This is a genomic window from Haloferax namakaokahaiae, assembly GCF_042663225.1.
Lineage (GTDB): Archaea > Halobacteriota > Halobacteria > Halobacteriales > Haloferacaceae > Haloferax > Haloferax namakaokahaiae.
Genome location: NZ_JBHTAA010000002.1, coordinates 290,077 through 306,476, shown reverse-complemented (window position 1 = coordinate 306,476; position 16,400 = coordinate 290,077). Strand labels below are relative to the sequence as shown.

The following is a 16,400-nucleotide window of genomic DNA, read 5'->3' as shown; positions in this document are numbered from 1 at the left end:
ACTCACACCGTGAGAACCGAAACCATCTCTTATTTTAGGCCGACCTAAAAACCGAAGAAGCTAAATTGTTTTAGGCCAGCCTAAACTGTATGTCAGACCAATCCGACGGACGTTCACGTCTCGGACGGCGTGCGTATCTGAAGTACAGTGGTGCACTCGCCGGGGGTAGTTTGCTCGCCGGGTGTACCGGAAATAGCCAGCCGGAATCGGCCGACGACGAGACGGCGACGACCCAGACACCAACTGAGACGACGGTGACCGATACCGAGACCGAAACGACTGAGGCGACCCCCGAGGACACCAGTTACTCGGTGTCCATCTCGCCCGTCGGCGAGGTGACGTTCGACGAGGTGCCGTCGAAGGTGATGGCGTACAGTCCGCAGTACATCGACATGCTGGTCGCGTTCGGACACGAAGACTCGCTCACCAGCGTGGGCTTCCCCGAAGACTACGTCGGTGGACTCGGCTACTTCTACGACGCTCTCGACGGCGTTTCGGCGTCGGCCGACGGTCTCACGCAAGTGTACGACGGCGGGATGGACAAGGAACTGTTCTACGAACTCGACAACGACGTTCACCTGATGGACCCCGCGTGGGTCGTCACGTTCAAAGGGTGGAACCAAACAGATGTTGACGAGATAGCCGAGAACGTCGGCCCGTGGTTTGCGAACCGTTACAGCAGACAGCACGCGCAACCGCCGGCAGCGTACCGCGACGACTACCGCTACTACACGCTGTGGGACCTGTCGGGCAAGGTCGCCGACGTCTTTCAGGAACGAAAACGGTTCGAGGCGCTCAAAACCGAGTACGAGAAGCTCTACGGGCACATTCGCGCGAACCTCCCGCCGAAGAGCGAGCGTCCGACTGTCGGACTCCTCTCGTACTGGGATGGAGAGTTCTACCCATACAAGATCAGCGGCCCTGGCTTTGGGAAAGCGCACGTTCGGCCGATGGGCGCACGAGACGCCTTCGCGGACAGCGACAAGACGTACGCAGAGAACTACGACGCGGCGTACAGCACGGAGGGTCTGCTCGAAATCGACCCTGACGTCATCCTCCACATCTTCGCGGTCGGACCGTGGTACGATTGGGACGAGATTCAGGAGACGGTATCGACGGACCCGGTTGGAAAGGAACTCACTGCGATACAGAACGACCGCTTCTACGCGTCCGGCGGGTCGTTCCAAGGGCCACTGAAGAACCTCTTCCAGCTTGAGATGACCGCCAAGCAACTCTATCCCGAGCAGTTCGGCGAATGGCCGCGCTTCGAGGAGGGTCAGTCGTACCCCGACCTCCCCGAAGAAGAGCAGTTGTTCGACCACCAGCGCGTCGCCGATATCGTCAACGGGGAGTTCTGAACATGAGTCGTGACAACCCGACCCGACGAGACTACCTCAAATACGGCGGGGCCGTCATCGGTGGCGGACTGCTCGCGGGGTGTACCGGGAACACCGAGTCAGACTCGGCACCGACGCAGACGACGACGGAGACGCAAACCTCGACCGAAGCGACGACCGAGACCGAAACGGCGGAGGCGACCCCCGAGGACACGAGTTACACGGTCGAGTTGTCGCCCGCCGGCGAGGTCACGCTCGAAGAGCCACCGACTAACGTGTTCACTCACTTCCCGTGGTTCCCCGATATGGCCAGCGCGCTCGGTCAGGGTGACACCATCAACAACCACTGGTGGGAGGGAATGACCGCCGGTCTCGAGTACTTCACGTCCGGATTCGACGACTTCGAAATCGAGTGGGCGGGCAAGGCGACGGGGTGGGGCTTCACGAAAGAGCAGTTGTACGAACTCGACAGCGACCTGCACCTCGTTGACCCGTCGTGGGTGACGACGCAGGACAACTGGAACCAGAGCGACGCCGACGAAGTTGCGACCAACCTCGGGCCGTGGCTGGGGAACTACTTCAGCTGTTATCACGCCGCGCCGCCCGAGGGGTGGGCCGACTCGTACGAGTACTACTCGCTGTGGGACCTGTTCGACCGCGTCGCCACGTTGTACGACGAGCGAGACCGGTACGACGCGCTCGCGTCCGTCCACGAAGAGCAGCTTTCGACCATCGAAGACGGACTTCCGCCGGAGTCGGAGCGACCGTCCGTCGCCTACCTCTCCATCTCGGAGGACCTCTCGGCAATCTACGTACTCCGGCTGAACGCGCCCGGCTACTGGAACTCTCATACCCGGCCGCTCGGGGCAGTCGATGCCTTCGCCGACGCGGACATCTCGGGACCGTTCAAGGAAGTCGATATGGAGGCGTTGCTCGAAGCCGACCCGGACGTGATTCTCGCGCTGTGGACGGTCACGGAGACGTTCGACTTCGGTACGCTGAAACAGAACCTCGCGGACGACCCGGTCGGACGCGAGTTGTCCGCGGTGCAGAACGACCGCGTGTATCCGCAAGGAACGCGGTGGCAGGGACCGCTGATGAACTTCTTCCAATTGGAGATGACCGCCAAGCAACTATACCCCGACCAGTTCGGCGCGTGGCCGACCTACGAGAACGGTGACGCCTATCCGGAGTTCAGCCCCGACGAGCAACTGTTCGACCACCAGCGCGTGGAGAAGGTCATCGACGGAGAGTTCTGAAGATGAGTGACGACGACACGACGACCCACGAATCGACCCGGCGCGAGTATCTCAGATACGGCAGCGCAGTCGTCGGCGGCGGTCTGCTCGCCGGGTGTACCGGTCAAACAGACTCCGGTTCGACCGACACCGCAGAGCCTACTGACTCGACCGACGAGCAGACCGAGACCGCCACAACGACGGCCGAGGAAGCCACTGAAACCTCAGAATCAACCGAGTCGTGGACCGTCGAAATGAAACCGCGGACGTCGGTCACCTTCGAGTCAGTCCCCGAGTCAGTCGTCGTGTACCGCGCCGACTACGCAGATATGCTGATTGCGCTCGGACACGGCGACGCACTCGTCGGGATGCAGGACACGCAGAGCCTTCCGATGGACGTGCTCGACGTACTACCGGGAGTCTCTGTCAACCCTGAGCAGATTTCGCCGCTCAGTCAGGACGGTGAATACGACAAAGAGGTGTTCTACGAAATCGACGCGGACCTTCACCTCATCGACCCGAACAACGCGAAGCACTACTTCGGCTTCGATGAGGAGGACATCTCGGAGTTGGAAACCAACGTCGCACCGTGGCTCGGCAGTTTCATCCGGAGGCCACAGGAGTCGATTGGGCCGAACTACCCACATTATACGCTGTACGAAGCGTTCGAGAAGGTCGGTGCCGCCTTCCGTGAAGAAGCACGGTACGATGCACTCTCGACGATTCACGACGACCTACTGACGACGATTACTGAACAACTGCCAGCCGAAGCGGAACGCCCCAGCGTCGGGCTTGGGTTCTTCATCCCCGGTGAGCAGTACGTCGGTTCCGGTGTGTTCTATCTCAACGACCCAACGCAACCAGGGATGGCGAAACAGCAGTACCGTGACCTCGGCGTCGAAAACGCTTGGGCCGAGGCTGGTGTGAGCATGGAGGGCCAAGTCAACTACGAGGCGCTCTTGGAGGCCGACCCCGACGTGCTCATCGCACACAACGCATTCGGGTACACCGACTCCATCGAAGACTTCCAAACGAACGTCATCGACGTGATGCGCGAAGACGAACTCGGAAGCCAGCTGACCGCCGTCCAAAACGGGCGCGTCTATCGCGGCGGGAAAAACGTCCAAGGGCCGATTATCAAGCTCTTCCAGACGGAGATTGCGGCCAAACAAATATATCCGGAGACGTTCGGCGAGTGGAAGGGTCTCGGCGAGACGCCGACGGGTGAACAGTTGTTCGACCGACAGCGCGTTGCGGACATCATCAACGGAGAGTTCTGAACATGAGTGACCACATCCGAGGCGGCGAATCGACCCGACGAGAGTACCTGAAATACGGCGGTGCAGTTCTCACCGGCGGCCTGCTCGCAGGCTGTACCGGTAGCAGTGACACCGGTACACAGGGAGAAACGGTGACCGAAACGACTGCGACGCCGACCGAATCGACCGCGACGGCAACTGAATCCGAAGAGACGACCACCGAAGACACCTCGTACACGGTGTCGATGTCGCCGGTCGGCGAGGTCGAATTCGAGTCGCCACCCGAGACGGTGTTCACGCGACTCACGCACCACGCTGATATGGCGTTCGCACTGGGCCACGGCGACACGGTGAACGCGATGCACGCACCCGACTACTATCACGACCTCTGGAACCAGTTCGTCGAACGCCTGCCCGGCGTCTCACTCGACTGGAGGGGTCTCTACTCGTCGTGGGAAGTGAGCAAGGAGAAACTGTACGAACTCGACAGCGACGTTCACCTCGCAGACCCGGCATCGGTCCTGGCACTCGGTAGCTGGAGCGTGGACGACATCGAGGAAATCGAGCAGAACATCAGCCCGTGGTTCGGCAACTCGTTCAGCGCCCGTCACCAGACGCCGCCGGACAGTTGGGAGGGCGACTACGAGTATCCCGGCCTGTGGGAGCAGTTCGAGAAAGTCGCGCAGGTGTTCCAAGCGACCGACCGCTACGAGGCGCTCGCGTCGATTCGCAACGACCTCCTGACGACGGTCGAAGAAAATCTCCCGCCGGAATCAGAGCGACCGACCGCGGTGATGGTCGGGTCGTCCGATATCGAGGGCGACATCTGGGCGTACACACTGAGTAACCCCGGTTTCCTCACGGCACACACCCGCCCGCTCGGCCCGCGCGATGCGTTCGACGGGTCGGTCGAATCGGGCACCGTGGTGGACCTCGAAGCGCTCCTCGAAGCCGACCCCGACGTGATGCTACTGCTCGGCGGCATGCTCCCGACGACGGACATGGGAGAACTCCGGGAGACCCTCGAATCGAACGCCGTCGGGGGAGAGATTACGGCGGTCAAGAACGGCCGCGTCCACCCGCAGGGCGCGCGGTATCAGGGACCGATTCTGAACCTGTTCCAACTGGAGATGACGGCCAAACAGCTCTACCCCGAGTTGTTCGGCGAGTGGCCGACCTACGAGAACGGCCCGTACCCCGAGATTCCCGAGGAAGAACAGCTATTCGACCGCCAGCGGGTCGCGGACATCATCGACGGAGACATCTGAAAATGGGCGACGACAGCAGACGAGACGGGCCGACGCGCAGAGAGTACGTGAAGTACGGCGGTGCAGTTCTCACTGGTGGACTGCTTGCAGGGTGTACTGGAAACACTGACGCGGGTGCACAGGAGACGACCGAAGCAACGACGACCGCGAAGACTGCGATGACTGCGACGACTGAAGCCGAGGAGACCACGACCGAGTCGGAACAGACCACCGCGGAGGATATTTCGTACGACGTCGAGGTGAAGCCGTACGGCGATGTCCTTTTCGACGCGGTCCCCGAGTCCTACGTCACCTTGGGGTCGGGCGCGTGGGCAGATATCGCGTTCGCGTTCGGAAGCGAACCGGACGCGATGTCGAAGCGCTACTACCCGCTCCAGTACTACGAAGCGCTCCCGGGCGTGTCGTTCGACTCCAGCGGTGTCACCGACCTCGGCGACGTATCGGAGGTGGACGCCGAACTGTTCTTCGAACTCGACGCCGACGTCCACCTCATCGACAAGCAACTGCTCGCAAGCTACGCCGGCTGGGACGCCGACGACTTCGAACAAGTCGAGTCCAACGTCGGTCCCTTTGCGGGTTCGTACCTCCGCGGTGAGTGGAGTGGGAAGGCACTCGGCGTCGAATTCTCGTTCCCCTACTACACGCTCCCCGAGGCGATCTCCCTCGTCGGCGAGGTGTTCCAGGCCCAATCGCGGGCGACGACCTGGAACGACCAACTCGACTCGTTCGCGGCCGACATCGATTCGACGTCGCCCGACTCGTCGCCGAACGTCGGCGTCATCTACTCCGGTTCTAACCCGGCCGAAGGGACGTTCTACATCAAGTCGCCGACGGCCGCCGGCGTCGGAAACTACCCGTACGAACTCCTCGGCGTCTCGAACGCGTTCGCGGAGTTCACTGGCGACGGCACGTATCAAATCGACTACGAGGGTCTCCTCCAGGCAGACCCCGACTACATCTTCGTCGATTCGGCGATTAGCGGGCTCTCGACGCAGGAATTCGAGTCACAAATCGTCGAGCCGATGCGCGACCACCCGGTCGGAAGCGAACTCACAGCCGTCCAGAACGACACCATCGTCCGCGGCTGTGGCCGCCATCAAGGGCCGATAATCGCCCACTTCGAGACCGAAGCGATGGCCAAACAGCTCTACCCCGACGCGTTCGGGACGTTCGATGCCGAGGCGTTTCCGTCGGTCCCCGAAGCCGAACAGCTGTTCGACCGCCAGCGACTCGCCGACATCGTCAACGGCGACCGGTAACGCGCCCGAACCGGGTCGAACGAACGCCAGCAACACCCTCCCACCATGGTTGGAACGACACTCATCCAGATACGAACGCACATCGAAACGCTCGCCGACGAAGACGGACCGTACTGTCTCGTCTGCGGTCGGACGGGTGAACGACCCGTCCCGGTAGCGGGACTCCGGTTCGCGGACCGACCGACAGCACAGCGTGCCGCGGGAGCGGCAGAACAGTACCGAACGGCACTCCGGCGGTACGACCCCCAGTTGCCATATTACGACCTCATCGTCTGCGAGGATTCCGAGACTCGACCGACCAGGGAGTCGGCGGTGACCGACCCGTCGGCCACTGACGGAGGCGCTTCAGCCTCCCGACGAGACCCCGATACCGAGGCTACATCGCGGACGCAGTGGCGTATCGAGTTCTGTCACAACGTCGCCGCCGCGGTGTTCGAATCGCTGTGTGATGCCGGCCATCGCGTCGTCGAAACCGCGGTGATGGACAGGTATTTCGACCTCGCGGAGACGGTCACCGACCCCGACGACCTCTGTCTTCGCCTATTGGAGAGCACGGCGATGGAACTCGAAACGCATCTGACGCCCGAAGAACAAGCCGACGTCTTGGCAGGGGCGGCCGCTCGGCTCTCTCCGCCAGCGGATTCGGACGTTCCAATCGAGGCGATTCTCGTACAGTTGCGTAAACTCGGGGTCGTCGGCTCGTATCGGTACCTTCCGCTCCCCGCCACCGTGAAAGCCGATTCGCACACCGTGCGATTCGAACTCTCGGAGTACGCACTCAGTCCGAAAGACGGGCGAATCCCCGTCTTGCCGGTAGTCCTCGACCTGTATCGACGACAGGCGGTCTGGGCGCCGACCGACTGTCACGTCGAGCGCGACGACGACCGGTGGCTCGTGACGCTGACGTTCTCGAAGGATGAGCCACCGGTCGGAGTGGCGAGCGTGGCCATTCACTCGGGTGGGTCTCGATGAGCCAGTGTGGCTGCCTCGACGAGGCACTGGAGCGCGTTACCCGCGAGCGCCGACACGTCGATTCGAAACTCGACGCAGTCAATCGATTCCGAACGCGCGTCCGCAATTTCACGACGAACACTGCCGGTCACTCCGCCGAGGTGACACAGACGACGGCCGGCCTGACCGCTCGGACGATGGCACTCGATACCGGCGAGTCGCCCACTTCGAAGTGGAAGGCACAGGTCCGCCGAGCCTTCGAAGAGACGATTCGGCCCCATAGCGTCGCCGACCTCTCAGAGCCTGAATCGCTCTCTGAGACCGTCCGTGCAGAACTCGGTTCGGAGGTCGAACTCGCGCTCGCCACCGGTTCGAACACGCCGTTTCTCCCCGCCGTGAAGCAAGCCGTCCTCTCTGCGTCCAAAGAGCGAACTGCGGAGTTGCGAGCGATGCGCCGCGGCTTACAGGTCGAAGCGCAGTCGGTCAGTGACGCGCGAGACGAGTTGTCGGCGGTGGCGGAGTGGCTCGAACTGAAGGACTGCTCGCTCATGTCGCTCGGTTTCGACACGCTGTGCGAACGGCACGAGACGCTGGCGGGGTATCGAACTCACTGCACGAGACTCGGCAGCGAACGCCAGCATCGACTCCACGAGAGTAGCGGGTACGAACACGCCGCACGAATTTCCCACCAGTCGCTCGCGTCGTATCTGTACGACGACCTGCCGGTCGCTCACCCGGTTCTCGATGCTGTCGTTCGCACCGATAGGCGCTGTGCCGACCGACAGCGAGCGATTCGAGACCACCTGAGTCGCCGCGTATGATTCCGCGAGGGCTTCGCCGAGAACGTGCTCGGCTGTGGGCAGGTCTCTACGCACTCCTATTCGGCGGCGAACTGGACGACGAAGACCGAACGCAATCGACAGACGACGAATCGGGTGGCGCGAAAAACTGATGGCCGGGACCGCTCAGTATCTGCTCGTGTTGCACCACCTCGAGGAGGACGAAGGTCCGCCGGTTTCGCCGGGCGACGTCGCGGCCGAACTCGACCGCTCACCGTCGGCGACGACGGAGATGCTCCAGCGCCTCGCCGACAGAGGCTTGCTCACCTACGAACCGTACGAAGGCGCGACACTCACCGAAGACGGTCGGCGAACTGCCGAGACGCACCTACAGGAGTATCTGACGCTGTGTCGATTCTGTCGAGACGTACTCCACCTCGATGAGTCCGAGGACGAAGCGATGCAACTCGTCGGGAGCATCAGTCCACTGGTGCTCGACCGTCTCTCCTCGACACTCCTCGCAGACGAACCGGCCGTCGCCACGAGTGACTGACGCTGTGCTGCCCACGGACGAGGTCCTCACGAGAGCGAAACCGCACCGTTTTTATTTTAGGTCTCCCTAAAAGAATCCGATGGCTGAAGTACGGTCAGACGCACCCGACACGCGCGAAGACGTTTCGCACTCTCTCCCCGAGATTTCTGTCTGTGAGAGTTGCCCCGGAAAGTCAGTGTTCCTCGAATCGGGAAACACCGACGGCTGGATTTCGAGCGACGTGACTGTTGACGTAACGCAGTAACGCAATTTGGGGCGATAATTTATCATTCACTGACGCTTCTAGGGGACGATGAGGCTGAGTGGTTTCCATCCCCGAGAACTGAGTGACACGTGGACGTTCGCGCTGCTCGGCGGTGTCGCTTCGATTCCGTTTACGACACTGAGCTACATCGAAACTGGGTCTGAGATGTCGCTCTCGGCGGTACTCGTCGCTGGGCTACTCGCTGGCTATCTCGCGCAACGAACGACTGGAACCAGCGACGGAGTCGGCATTCGGGTCGGACTGGTCGGCGGCCTGCCGGTGGTTTTGGTCATTGCCGATATTCTCGCTGCCGCGTCCGGACTCGGGGGCCCGACGTGGTTCGTCGTCGCGGGATATCTTGGGATGGTAGGCGTTGTACTTCTCGTCGCCACGCTCGGGTTCGGACTGTCCGCGCTCGTCGGCAAAATCGGCGCGAAAATCGGCAGTCGGCTTGCAGGTTCCGGCGGACGGCAGAGCCCCCCTTCTAGCAGTATCTGAGCCGGAGCAGATTCTTCGAAGACGCTACTCAGGGGCGATGTAATCGTCGAAAAACGGCCGTCCGCTAGCAGCGGGCGCTCACTGAACGAGCGTATCGTCGTCGAGGTAGTGGTCGATGACGTGCGCAACTTCCTCGATTTCGATGAGCTGCTCGCGCAGCATGTGTGCGGTCGTGTGGTCACCGAGACCTTGTGCGAGTTCGATGTGGTCGCGGTAGCTCTCGATAATGTCGCCGAGCATCACGAGGTCGTTCTCGAACGAGGTTCGGATGTCGTAGACGTCTTCGTCTTCGGGTTCGACGGTGGCGACCTCGGCGAGCGTCGCCATGCTGGCGTGTGGGACGCCGCCCACTGCTTGGACGCGTTCGGCGATTTCGTCGGCCGCTTCTTCGACTTCCTCGTACGCCTCTTGGAGGAAGCGGTGGATGCCGAGGTGTTCGGCACCTTCGACGTTCCAGTGGTGCTTGTGCAGTTGGTGATAGAGTGTGTAGGCGTCTGCGAGGTCGGTGTTCAGCGCATCGACGATTTGTGCTGCTTTCTCGGGTTCGAGACGCAGCGGGTTCTCGCCGACGGTTCCAGCCTCTTGACGGACTATCTTCTGTGTGCTCATCGTACTTTGCTATTCGTTCGGCCACTACTTAATTCTTTTCAGCAATCAGACAATTTTTCGTACCACCTAAAACTGGCTGAATTCGTCGTTTTCAGAATTCGGTTCTTTCGCCCAATCGGTCGTTTGAGTGCCAAATACTACACGATACAGTCGTTCAATACACAGGGTATGAACGAGAAACGTAACGAATGAAATCTAAATTATTATCTGAACCCTGATATATGACAACTGCCGTTCTTCGTCAATCACCCTGTAGAGTACCGAACACAGTAGTCCACTCCCCCGGCGTTCGAAAGTGGAGGCACGTCACCGAGGGAGAACAGTCGGCAGTCGTTTCGTCCCACACCACCCAACAGATAGGTAGTTTTTAATTTATTGGCGGAATATATCAGATTGTTACATTGTGAGTTTGCGGAAGTTCATCCCGGCCGAACAAACGGACGATTACTCCCTCGTCGTGGTCAATCGAACGTCGCCACAACCGCTCCAAAACATGTTGGAGGGGGTCTTCGAGCACCAGCAGATTTCTGTCGAAGAAGATGCCGTCCCCGAGGGGGACGAAGACGTCGTCTGTCTGTTCCGGGAGACGACCTGTATCGCAACCTCGCCGCTCATCGACCTGCAAAACGCGGTGTTGCTCATCAACTCCGACCTGTTTCGAACCGGAGTTCACGGACTCGAAGGCGACGACATTCCGTCCGTCGTCAAGAACCTCGACGACATCCCGTTCGTCCTGCGAGGCTATCCCGAGTCCGACAAAGAGAAACTACTGCTCATCATTCTCTCCCGATACATCGAACGCCTCTCGTTGGACTGCGACGGCGGGAAACACCGGGCATCGTTCCAGCGCCTCTCTCGAATCATCGACGAGCGCGGAACGCACAGCGTCTACAAGCGATTGGCCAACTCGGCCGTCGATACGCACGTCTACGGCATTCCGGACTGGGAACCCAGTTCGGAGATTGATATGACGCTCCACGGCGGACGGTCGGAGGACTTCACCGACTCGTGGTTCGTCACCCACCTCCCAGACGACGAGACGGAACCGCACGCCGCGCTCGTCGCAATCGAGATTCGACCGCGTGTCTGGGAAGGTGTGTGGACGTTCGACCCCGAGCGCGTTCGGGAAATCGACCGGTACATCGAACGAGAACTCTGAGGGCCGGCCGCTTTCTAGGCTGGTTCTGACGTGACTTCGATTTCGAGCGGAGAGTGTTGTGTGCGTCGGTTCTGACTTGGTGTCGCGTGCGAGGTAGTCGTTTTCTGAGCGCGTTCTCTGACCAACGCGCGCTCGATTTGACGCTCCATCTCGACGTCGCCGATGTCGCCCGCGACGTATTTTGCGGTAATCTTCTCGAGTGGCGTGCGGATGCGCAACTTCTCCATGAGGAATCGGTCTGCCTTCCGTGCCAGAGAGACCAGAACGACTTCGATCGCCGTGACGGTGAGCAAGCCGAGGACCACGGCGGTCAAGAGGAACGCCGTGCTCGCCTCGCCGAAGAGGACGAACGACGCCGTTCCGACGACGGCGAGGAAGCCGAGCATCGTCAGCGAGAGGCCGACGAGTGCGAGCGTGGTGCCAATCACGACGGCGTAGAGCAAGACCCTGAGGACGGCCACGGAGCGGGGGTATCTCACGCGCTGGTTCATAGAGGCCGTATGTCGTGTATCGACATATCATTGCATGCCCAGCGTCGTGAACTACCGGACTTACGTCACGTTCGTTGGTCGAGTCGCCGAATCTCGGAACTGAGACGGTCCAATTCGAACTCGGTGGACGAGAGACGGGCCGCCACCACCGCGAGTCCCATCGAGACGAGGAACGCACCGCCGAAGGAGGCGAGGTACAACGGGTCCGCCGCGGGCAACAGGTCTCCGACGACCGGAATCGAGGTGAGGACGGGCCGGAAATCCGGGAAGTACGCCAGGCCGACACCGAGACCACCGAGACTGCTCAGGAGTGCGCCGGTGCCGGTGAGGTGCACCGAGTAGAGACCGTAGACGAGCGGGAAGGCCACCGCCGCACCGAGTAAGTCGGCGAGGAAGAAGAGTCTGAGCACGCTCTGTGCGCTGAGGCTGACGTAGATTGCACCGAGCGCGACGACGACGGTCAAGAGTCGCGCACCGAACAGGAGCGAGCGGTCGCCTTGGTCGGTCACGCGTGCGAGGTCAACAGTCACGAGGCTCGATAGTGCCGTAAAGAGCGTATCGACAGAACTCATGACCAGCATGAGCGCGAGCAGGACGACGACGAGGACGAGCCATTCGGGAAACGTCGTGAGCAAGAGGACGAAGAACGCGACGTCCGCGTTGTACCCCGCGCTCGTCACGTCGGTCACGATATCGGCGTTCGAGACGGCGATGATGCCGAAGAAGGCGGTCACGAAGACGATACCACCGTTGAGGAGGGTCGCATCTCGGAAGCCCTGTCGAACCGTCTCGGCGCTCTCGCTGGCGTAGATTCGCTGCCACCACGTCTGATTCAGTAACTCCGCGCCGAGGATAGCGAACGCGAGCGCCAGTCCGAACTGGAGACCGGCGACGAACCCGAGGTCGAGGAGCACCGGATTCGAACTGGCGATACCGTCCCACACCGTGAGCGGCCCCCCGAGCGAGACGAGCGCCCCGCCGAGCGCGAGGAGCAACAACGGGACGACGAGGAGCGCCTGCACCGAATCGGTGAACATGCTCGCACTGAGACCGCCATAGCTCGTGTAGAGGAGGACGAACCCGCCGACGAGGACGGCCGTTTGCCACTGTGGCACGCCCGCGACGAGCGAGAGCGCACCGGCGATGCCGGTCAACTCGGCCGAGAGAAAGATGAACATGTAGAGGGCACTCACAACCACGACGAACACGTACATCGGCGTCCCGAAGCGGGCGTGGGCGTACTCGGTGAGCGAGTGACCGTGGGGGATGAGCCGTCGAATCCGCGGGCCGAGTTTCGAGTAGACGAGCATCGGAACCGCCTCGCCGATTGCGTAGCCGATGACGGCGGCGATGCCGAAACTCGCACCCGCTTCGGGAGCCGAAAACAGCACCCACACGCCCATGACCGACGCGACGAGCGTCGCCGTGGTCCGCCGCCGACCAGCCGAATCGCGGGCGCTGATGAGGTCCTCGACGGAGTTCACGCGTCCGCGTGAGTACCAGAGACCGAGACCGGTGAAGACGAGCAACGTCACGACGGTCAACGTGAGTGCCGTGGCGCTACTCACCATTCGTCGTCACCGCCGCCGATTCTGCCTGCCGTGTCGAGAGCGTCCATACCTGATACTCTTCGAACGAGTGCAAAAGTATTATGACTCGGTGGTATTTCTAATTAATATCTCGGACAGGTGCTCGGCGTGGTGTCTGTCACACCGCCGAGACCGTTCGCTGGCCACGGAATTTGCTGGTTGACATTCTGGCTTTCTGGAAGTGTCATCTCCGCTGGCGGAGCAGTTCCGTTGCTACTGAGAACTGACTTGCGCTAGGCTCATTTAGCCTCGGGATGTTAGTTATCTTGCACTAACCCCCCCGTGAACGTTGACTCGACTGCCACCTCACGATGAAACCAGACACCGCTCTCGACGCGGATGACCCAGAGCAATTCAGCCCGCGGTGGCACAGCGAGTCGCTCGAACGCGTCTTCGAACGCGTCGATGCCGACGAGACCGGTCTGACGGCCGACGAGGCAGAACGCCGACTCGACGCGTTTGGACCGAACGAAATCCGCTCGACAGACTCAATCTCTCCACTCACTCTCTTCGTCTCGCAGTTTCGGGACTTCCTCATCTACATCCTCGTCTTCGCCGCACTCCTGTCGCTGGGCGTCGGACTGTTGCCGGGGTACGAACCCAACTACGCCGATGCCGCACTGATATTTCTGATTCTCTTCGCAAACGGCGTCTTCGGGTTCGTCCAGGACTATCGGGCCGAGAAATCCATCCAAGCGCTCAGAGAACTCTCCTCGCCAGAAGCCACGGTGCTCCGCGACGGAGAGAAAGTCTCCATCGACTCGACCGAACTCGTCCCCGGCGATGTCGTCTTTCTCGAACAGGGAAACGCCGTCTCGGCGGACGCGCGCCTCATCGAGAGTTCGGGTCTCGAAGCGGACGAATCTGCACTCACCGGCGAGAGCACCACCGTCTCGAAATCTCCCGAACCGGTGACCGAAGACACGGTGCTCGCCGACCGGTCGAACATGGTCTACACGGGCACGTCGGTGGTCCGCGGGCAGGGAACGGCCGTCGTCGTCCACACCGGAATGGAGACGGAAGTCGGCGCGATTGCGACACAAATCGAAGCCGTCGAAGAACAGGAGACGCCGTTTCAAGCGGAAGTCAACCAGCTGGGAAAGCGCCTCGGTTACGGCGTCATCGGACTCATCGTGGTCATCGCCGCGGTACAACTGATTCTCACCGCGGCCAGTCCGCTCGCAGTCTTGCTCGTCGGCGTCACACTCGCCGTCGCGGCGGTCCCCGAAGGCTTACCCGCCGTCGTCACGCTCACCCTCGCGCTCGGTTCTCGCCGGATGGTCGAACGCGACGCGCTCGTTCGTCGTCTCTCGGTCGTCGAAAGCCTCGGGTCCGTTGACGTAATCGTCACTGACAAGACGGGGACGCTCACCGAGAACCAGATGACCGTCGAGCGGGTGTACTTCGACGGTGAGACGTACGCCGTCTCGGGAACGGGAACCGAGACGACTGGCGAGTTCTCCCGCGACGGAACGGTCGTCGGCCCCGAAGCGGTCGAACCAGTGTTGCGCTGTGGTGCGGTGTGTAACAACGCCGAACGCGCACCCGAGAGCGCCGAAAAGGACTTCTACGGCGACCCGACCGAGGTTGCGCTCCTCGTCTCGGCAGCGAAGGGTGGGTACGATATCGAGTCACCACCGGCGCGAGTCCGTGAGATTCCCTTCTCGTCCGACCGAAAGCGGATGAGCGTCGTGGTGAACGAAGAGACCTCTGCTCTGTGCTCTACGGTCGCAGACGGGGAGCGGGCGACTCCTTCCGGGTCGGCACCGACGAGGGCTTATATGAAGGGCGCACCGGCGGTCGTACTGGACCACTGTTCGCACGTCCTCGAAGCCGACGGCCCGGTTCCACTCACCGAGGAGCGACGAGCGGCAATCTTGGCAAATAATCGAGCACTCGCACGAGGGGCACTTCGCGTGTTGGGGTTCGCGGCGAAACGCATCGACGACCCGGCTGCACCCACCGAAGAACTCGAAGACGACATGGTCTTTTTGGGATTGCAGGGCATGTTCGACCCGCCGCGAGCGGAAGTCGAACGGGCGATTGCGGACTGTCGGTGCGCCGGTATCGGCGTCGTCATGGCGACTGGCGACAACGTCGAGACCGCGAAGGCGATTGGGTCGGCCGTCGGATTTTCGCCAGACAGCGCGTTGACTGGCGCGGAACTCGAAGAGATGTCCGACGGCGAACTGCGCCAGAAAGTCGAGTCCGTCGAAGTGTTCGCGCGGGTCACCCCGGAGCACAAGGTGCGGATACTCGAAGCGTTGCAGGCGAACGACCACATCGTGGGCATGACCGGCGACGGCGTCAACGACGGCCCGGCGCTCCGAAATTCGGACGTTGGAATTGCAATGGGTATCCGCGGCACCGACGTGGCGAAACAGGCGAGCGACATGGTGCTGTTGGACGACGACTTCGGTACGATTCGTGACGCCGTCGCCGAGGGGCGCGGCATCTTCGACAACATCCAGAAGTTCGTCAACTACCTCCTGTCTGCGAACGCGGGTGAGGTGCTCGTGGTGTTCGTCGGCGTCCTCGTCGGGACGTTTCTGTTTCCCGAGCTGTTCGCCTCGCAGTCGGAGGCGCTCATCCTCACGCCCGTGATGTTGCTCTGGATAAACCTCGTGACCGACGGCCTGCCGGCACTCGCACTCGGCGTGGACCCGAAAGCCGATGGGATTCTCGACCGACCGCCGCGCGACTCTCACGAGTCGATTCTCGACCGCGAGATGGTCGCTTCGGTGCTCTCTATCGGCGTGTTGATGACGATTACCGGTCTCGGGGTGTTCTTCTACTCGCTCACTTCGACCGGGCAACTCGTCCGCGCACAGACGCTCTTGTTCACCTTTCTCGTCGTCGTCGAAGTGGTCCGTCTCCAAGTGATTCGCTCTCGGTACGACCTCTCGTTGTTCTCGAACCCGTGGCTCGTCGGGGCGATTGCGCTCACACTCGCCGTTCAGTTGCTGGTGCTCTACACGCCGCTCAATCTATTTTTCGGCATCCTGCCGCTCTCACTCGTCGATTGGAGCGTTATCGGTGTCGGGTTCGTCGTCTTCCTCGGACTCAACGTGGGCGTCGATTTCCTGTTCGACCGATTGTTCGACGACTAGGTAGTACCCACTGCACGAAAGCCACATTCGACGCAGGAGTGGGTTCGGCGCTGGCG

Annotated in this window: 16 protein-coding genes; 13 read left to right on the top strand and 3 right to left on the bottom strand. The window is 61.4% G+C overall.

Annotated features, from left to right (window positions below; genetic code table 11):
- Positions 1 to 89: 89 nt before the first annotated feature.
- The 11 genes from ACFQJC_RS07240 to ACFQJC_RS07190 all read left to right on the top strand — a co-directional run bounded on the left by ACFQJC_RS07240 (position 90) and on the right by ACFQJC_RS07190 (position 9,386).
- On the top strand, positions 90 to 1,358 hold the full coding sequence (locus ACFQJC_RS07240; protein WP_390222646.1) for an ABC transporter substrate-binding protein: 1,269 nt from the start codon (positions 90 to 92) through the stop codon (positions 1,356 to 1,358).
- Positions 1,359 to 1,360: 2 nt separating this feature from the next.
- Positions 1,361 to 2,596: an ABC transporter substrate-binding protein gene (locus tag ACFQJC_RS07235; protein ID WP_390222645.1), complete on the top strand. Its 1,236-nt coding sequence runs from the start codon at positions 1,361 to 1,363 to the stop codon at positions 2,594 to 2,596.
- Positions 2,597 to 2,598: 2 nt separating this feature from the next.
- Positions 2,599 to 3,855 (top strand): ABC transporter substrate-binding protein, encoded by a 1,257-nt coding sequence (locus ACFQJC_RS07230; protein ID WP_390222644.1) that lies wholly within the window; start codon positions 2,599 to 2,601, stop codon positions 3,853 to 3,855.
- A 2-nt stretch (positions 3,856 to 3,857) separates the two neighbouring features.
- Positions 3,858 to 5,102 (top strand): ABC transporter substrate-binding protein, encoded by a 1,245-nt coding sequence (locus ACFQJC_RS07225; RefSeq protein WP_390222643.1) that lies wholly within the window; start codon positions 3,858 to 3,860, stop codon positions 5,100 to 5,102.
- A 2-nt stretch (positions 5,103 to 5,104) separates the two neighbouring features.
- A complete protein-coding gene (locus tag ACFQJC_RS07220; RefSeq protein WP_390222642.1) occupies positions 5,105 to 6,361 on the top strand; it encodes an ABC transporter substrate-binding protein in 1,257 nt (418 codons plus the stop codon).
- A 45-nt stretch (positions 6,362 to 6,406) separates the two neighbouring features.
- Positions 6,407 to 7,333, top strand: coding sequence for a DUF7551 domain-containing protein (locus tag ACFQJC_RS07215; RefSeq protein ID WP_390222641.1), 927 nt, complete (start codon positions 6,407 to 6,409; stop codon positions 7,331 to 7,333).
- The gene (locus ACFQJC_RS07210; RefSeq protein ID WP_390222640.1) at positions 7,330 to 8,133 is read left to right on the top strand and encodes a DUF7260 family protein; all 804 of its coding nucleotides are present in this window, start codon (positions 7,330 to 7,332) and stop codon (positions 8,131 to 8,133) included. The genes ACFQJC_RS07215 and ACFQJC_RS07210 overlap by 4 nt, the downstream gene beginning before the upstream one ends.
- Complete coding sequence (locus tag ACFQJC_RS07205) at positions 8,130 to 8,264, top strand: hypothetical protein (RefSeq protein ID WP_390222639.1); 135 nt, start codon at positions 8,130 to 8,132, stop codon at positions 8,262 to 8,264. The genes ACFQJC_RS07210 and ACFQJC_RS07205 overlap by 4 nt, the downstream gene beginning before the upstream one ends.
- Positions 8,264 to 8,644 carry a metal-dependent transcriptional regulator gene (locus ACFQJC_RS07200; protein ID WP_390222638.1) on the top strand — a complete coding sequence of 127 codons (381 nt, stop codon included), beginning with the start codon at positions 8,264 to 8,266 and terminating at the stop codon, positions 8,642 to 8,644. The genes ACFQJC_RS07205 and ACFQJC_RS07200 overlap by 1 nt, the downstream gene beginning before the upstream one ends.
- A 79-nt stretch (positions 8,645 to 8,723) precedes the next feature.
- A complete protein-coding gene (locus tag ACFQJC_RS07195; RefSeq protein WP_390222637.1) occupies positions 8,724 to 8,888 on the top strand; it encodes a hypothetical protein in 165 nt (54 codons plus the stop codon).
- A 48-nt stretch (positions 8,889 to 8,936) separates the two neighbouring features.
- Complete coding sequence (locus ACFQJC_RS07190) at positions 8,937 to 9,386, top strand: DUF5518 domain-containing protein (protein ID WP_390222636.1); 450 nt, start codon at positions 8,937 to 8,939, stop codon at positions 9,384 to 9,386.
- A gap of 78 nt (positions 9,387 to 9,464) precedes the next feature.
- Here ACFQJC_RS07190 and dpsA read toward each other — a convergent pair whose 3' ends face one another.
- A complete protein-coding gene (dpsA, locus tag ACFQJC_RS07185; RefSeq protein ID WP_390222635.1) occupies positions 9,465 to 9,995 on the bottom strand; it encodes a DNA starvation/stationary phase protection protein DpsA in 531 nt (176 codons plus the stop codon).
- Between the two features lie 403 nt (positions 9,996 to 10,398).
- On the opposite strand from dpsA, the gene ACFQJC_RS07180 reads away from it, so the two are divergent.
- Positions 10,399 to 11,154 (top strand): histidine kinase, encoded by a 756-nt coding sequence (locus ACFQJC_RS07180; RefSeq protein WP_390222634.1) that lies wholly within the window; start codon positions 10,399 to 10,401, stop codon positions 11,152 to 11,154.
- A gap of 14 nt (positions 11,155 to 11,168) precedes the next feature.
- Here the strand turns inward: ACFQJC_RS07180 and ACFQJC_RS07175 are convergent, their stop codons facing one another.
- Positions 11,169 to 11,645: a hypothetical protein gene (locus ACFQJC_RS07175; RefSeq protein ID WP_390222633.1), complete on the bottom strand. Its 477-nt coding sequence runs from the start codon at positions 11,643 to 11,645 to the stop codon at positions 11,169 to 11,171.
- A gap of 65 nt (positions 11,646 to 11,710) precedes the next feature.
- Positions 11,711 to 13,216 (bottom strand): sodium:solute symporter family transporter, encoded by a 1,506-nt coding sequence (locus ACFQJC_RS07170; RefSeq protein ID WP_390222632.1) that lies wholly within the window; start codon positions 13,214 to 13,216, stop codon positions 11,711 to 11,713.
- Between the two features lie 329 nt (positions 13,217 to 13,545).
- On the opposite strand from ACFQJC_RS07170, the gene ACFQJC_RS07165 reads away from it, so the two are divergent.
- On the top strand, positions 13,546 to 16,344 hold the full coding sequence (locus ACFQJC_RS07165; protein WP_390222631.1) for a cation-translocating P-type ATPase: 2,799 nt from the start codon (positions 13,546 to 13,548) through the stop codon (positions 16,342 to 16,344).
- The last annotated feature ends 56 nt before the right edge of the window (positions 16,345 to 16,400 follow it).

Bases quoted from the DNA above. Each gene is read 5' to 3' on its own strand.
- ACFQJC_RS07240 (WP_390222646.1), top strand. From the start codon at position 90: ATGTCAGACCAATCCGACGGACGTTCACGTCTCGGACGGCGTGCGTAT.
- ACFQJC_RS07235 (WP_390222645.1), top strand. From the start codon at position 1,361: ATGAGTCGTGACAACCCGACCCGACGAGACTACCTCAAATACGGCGGG.
- ACFQJC_RS07230 (WP_390222644.1), top strand. From the start codon at position 2,599: ATGAGTGACGACGACACGACGACCCACGAATCGACCCGGCGCGAGTAT.
- ACFQJC_RS07225 (WP_390222643.1), top strand. From the start codon at position 3,858: ATGAGTGACCACATCCGAGGCGGCGAATCGACCCGACGAGAGTACCTG.
- ACFQJC_RS07220 (WP_390222642.1), top strand. From the start codon at position 5,105: ATGGGCGACGACAGCAGACGAGACGGGCCGACGCGCAGAGAGTACGTG.
- ACFQJC_RS07215 (WP_390222641.1), top strand. From the start codon at position 6,407: ATGGTTGGAACGACACTCATCCAGATACGAACGCACATCGAAACGCTC.
- ACFQJC_RS07210 (WP_390222640.1), top strand. From the start codon at position 7,330: ATGAGCCAGTGTGGCTGCCTCGACGAGGCACTGGAGCGCGTTACCCGC.
- ACFQJC_RS07205 (WP_390222639.1), top strand. From the start codon at position 8,130: ATGATTCCGCGAGGGCTTCGCCGAGAACGTGCTCGGCTGTGGGCAGGT.
- ACFQJC_RS07200 (WP_390222638.1), top strand. From the start codon at position 8,264: ATGGCCGGGACCGCTCAGTATCTGCTCGTGTTGCACCACCTCGAGGAG.
- ACFQJC_RS07195 (WP_390222637.1), top strand. From the start codon at position 8,724: ATGGCTGAAGTACGGTCAGACGCACCCGACACGCGCGAAGACGTTTCG.
- ACFQJC_RS07190 (WP_390222636.1), top strand. From the start codon at position 8,937: ATGAGGCTGAGTGGTTTCCATCCCCGAGAACTGAGTGACACGTGGACG.
- dpsA (WP_390222635.1), bottom strand. From the start codon at position 9,995: ATGAGCACACAGAAGATAGTCCGTCAAGAGGCTGGAACCGTCGGCGAG.
- ACFQJC_RS07175 (WP_390222633.1), bottom strand. From the start codon at position 11,645: ATGAACCAGCGCGTGAGATACCCCCGCTCCGTGGCCGTCCTCAGGGTC.
- ACFQJC_RS07170 (WP_390222632.1), bottom strand. From the start codon at position 13,216: ATGGTGAGTAGCGCCACGGCACTCACGTTGACCGTCGTGACGTTGCTC.
- ACFQJC_RS07165 (WP_390222631.1), top strand. From the start codon at position 13,546: ATGAAACCAGACACCGCTCTCGACGCGGATGACCCAGAGCAATTCAGC.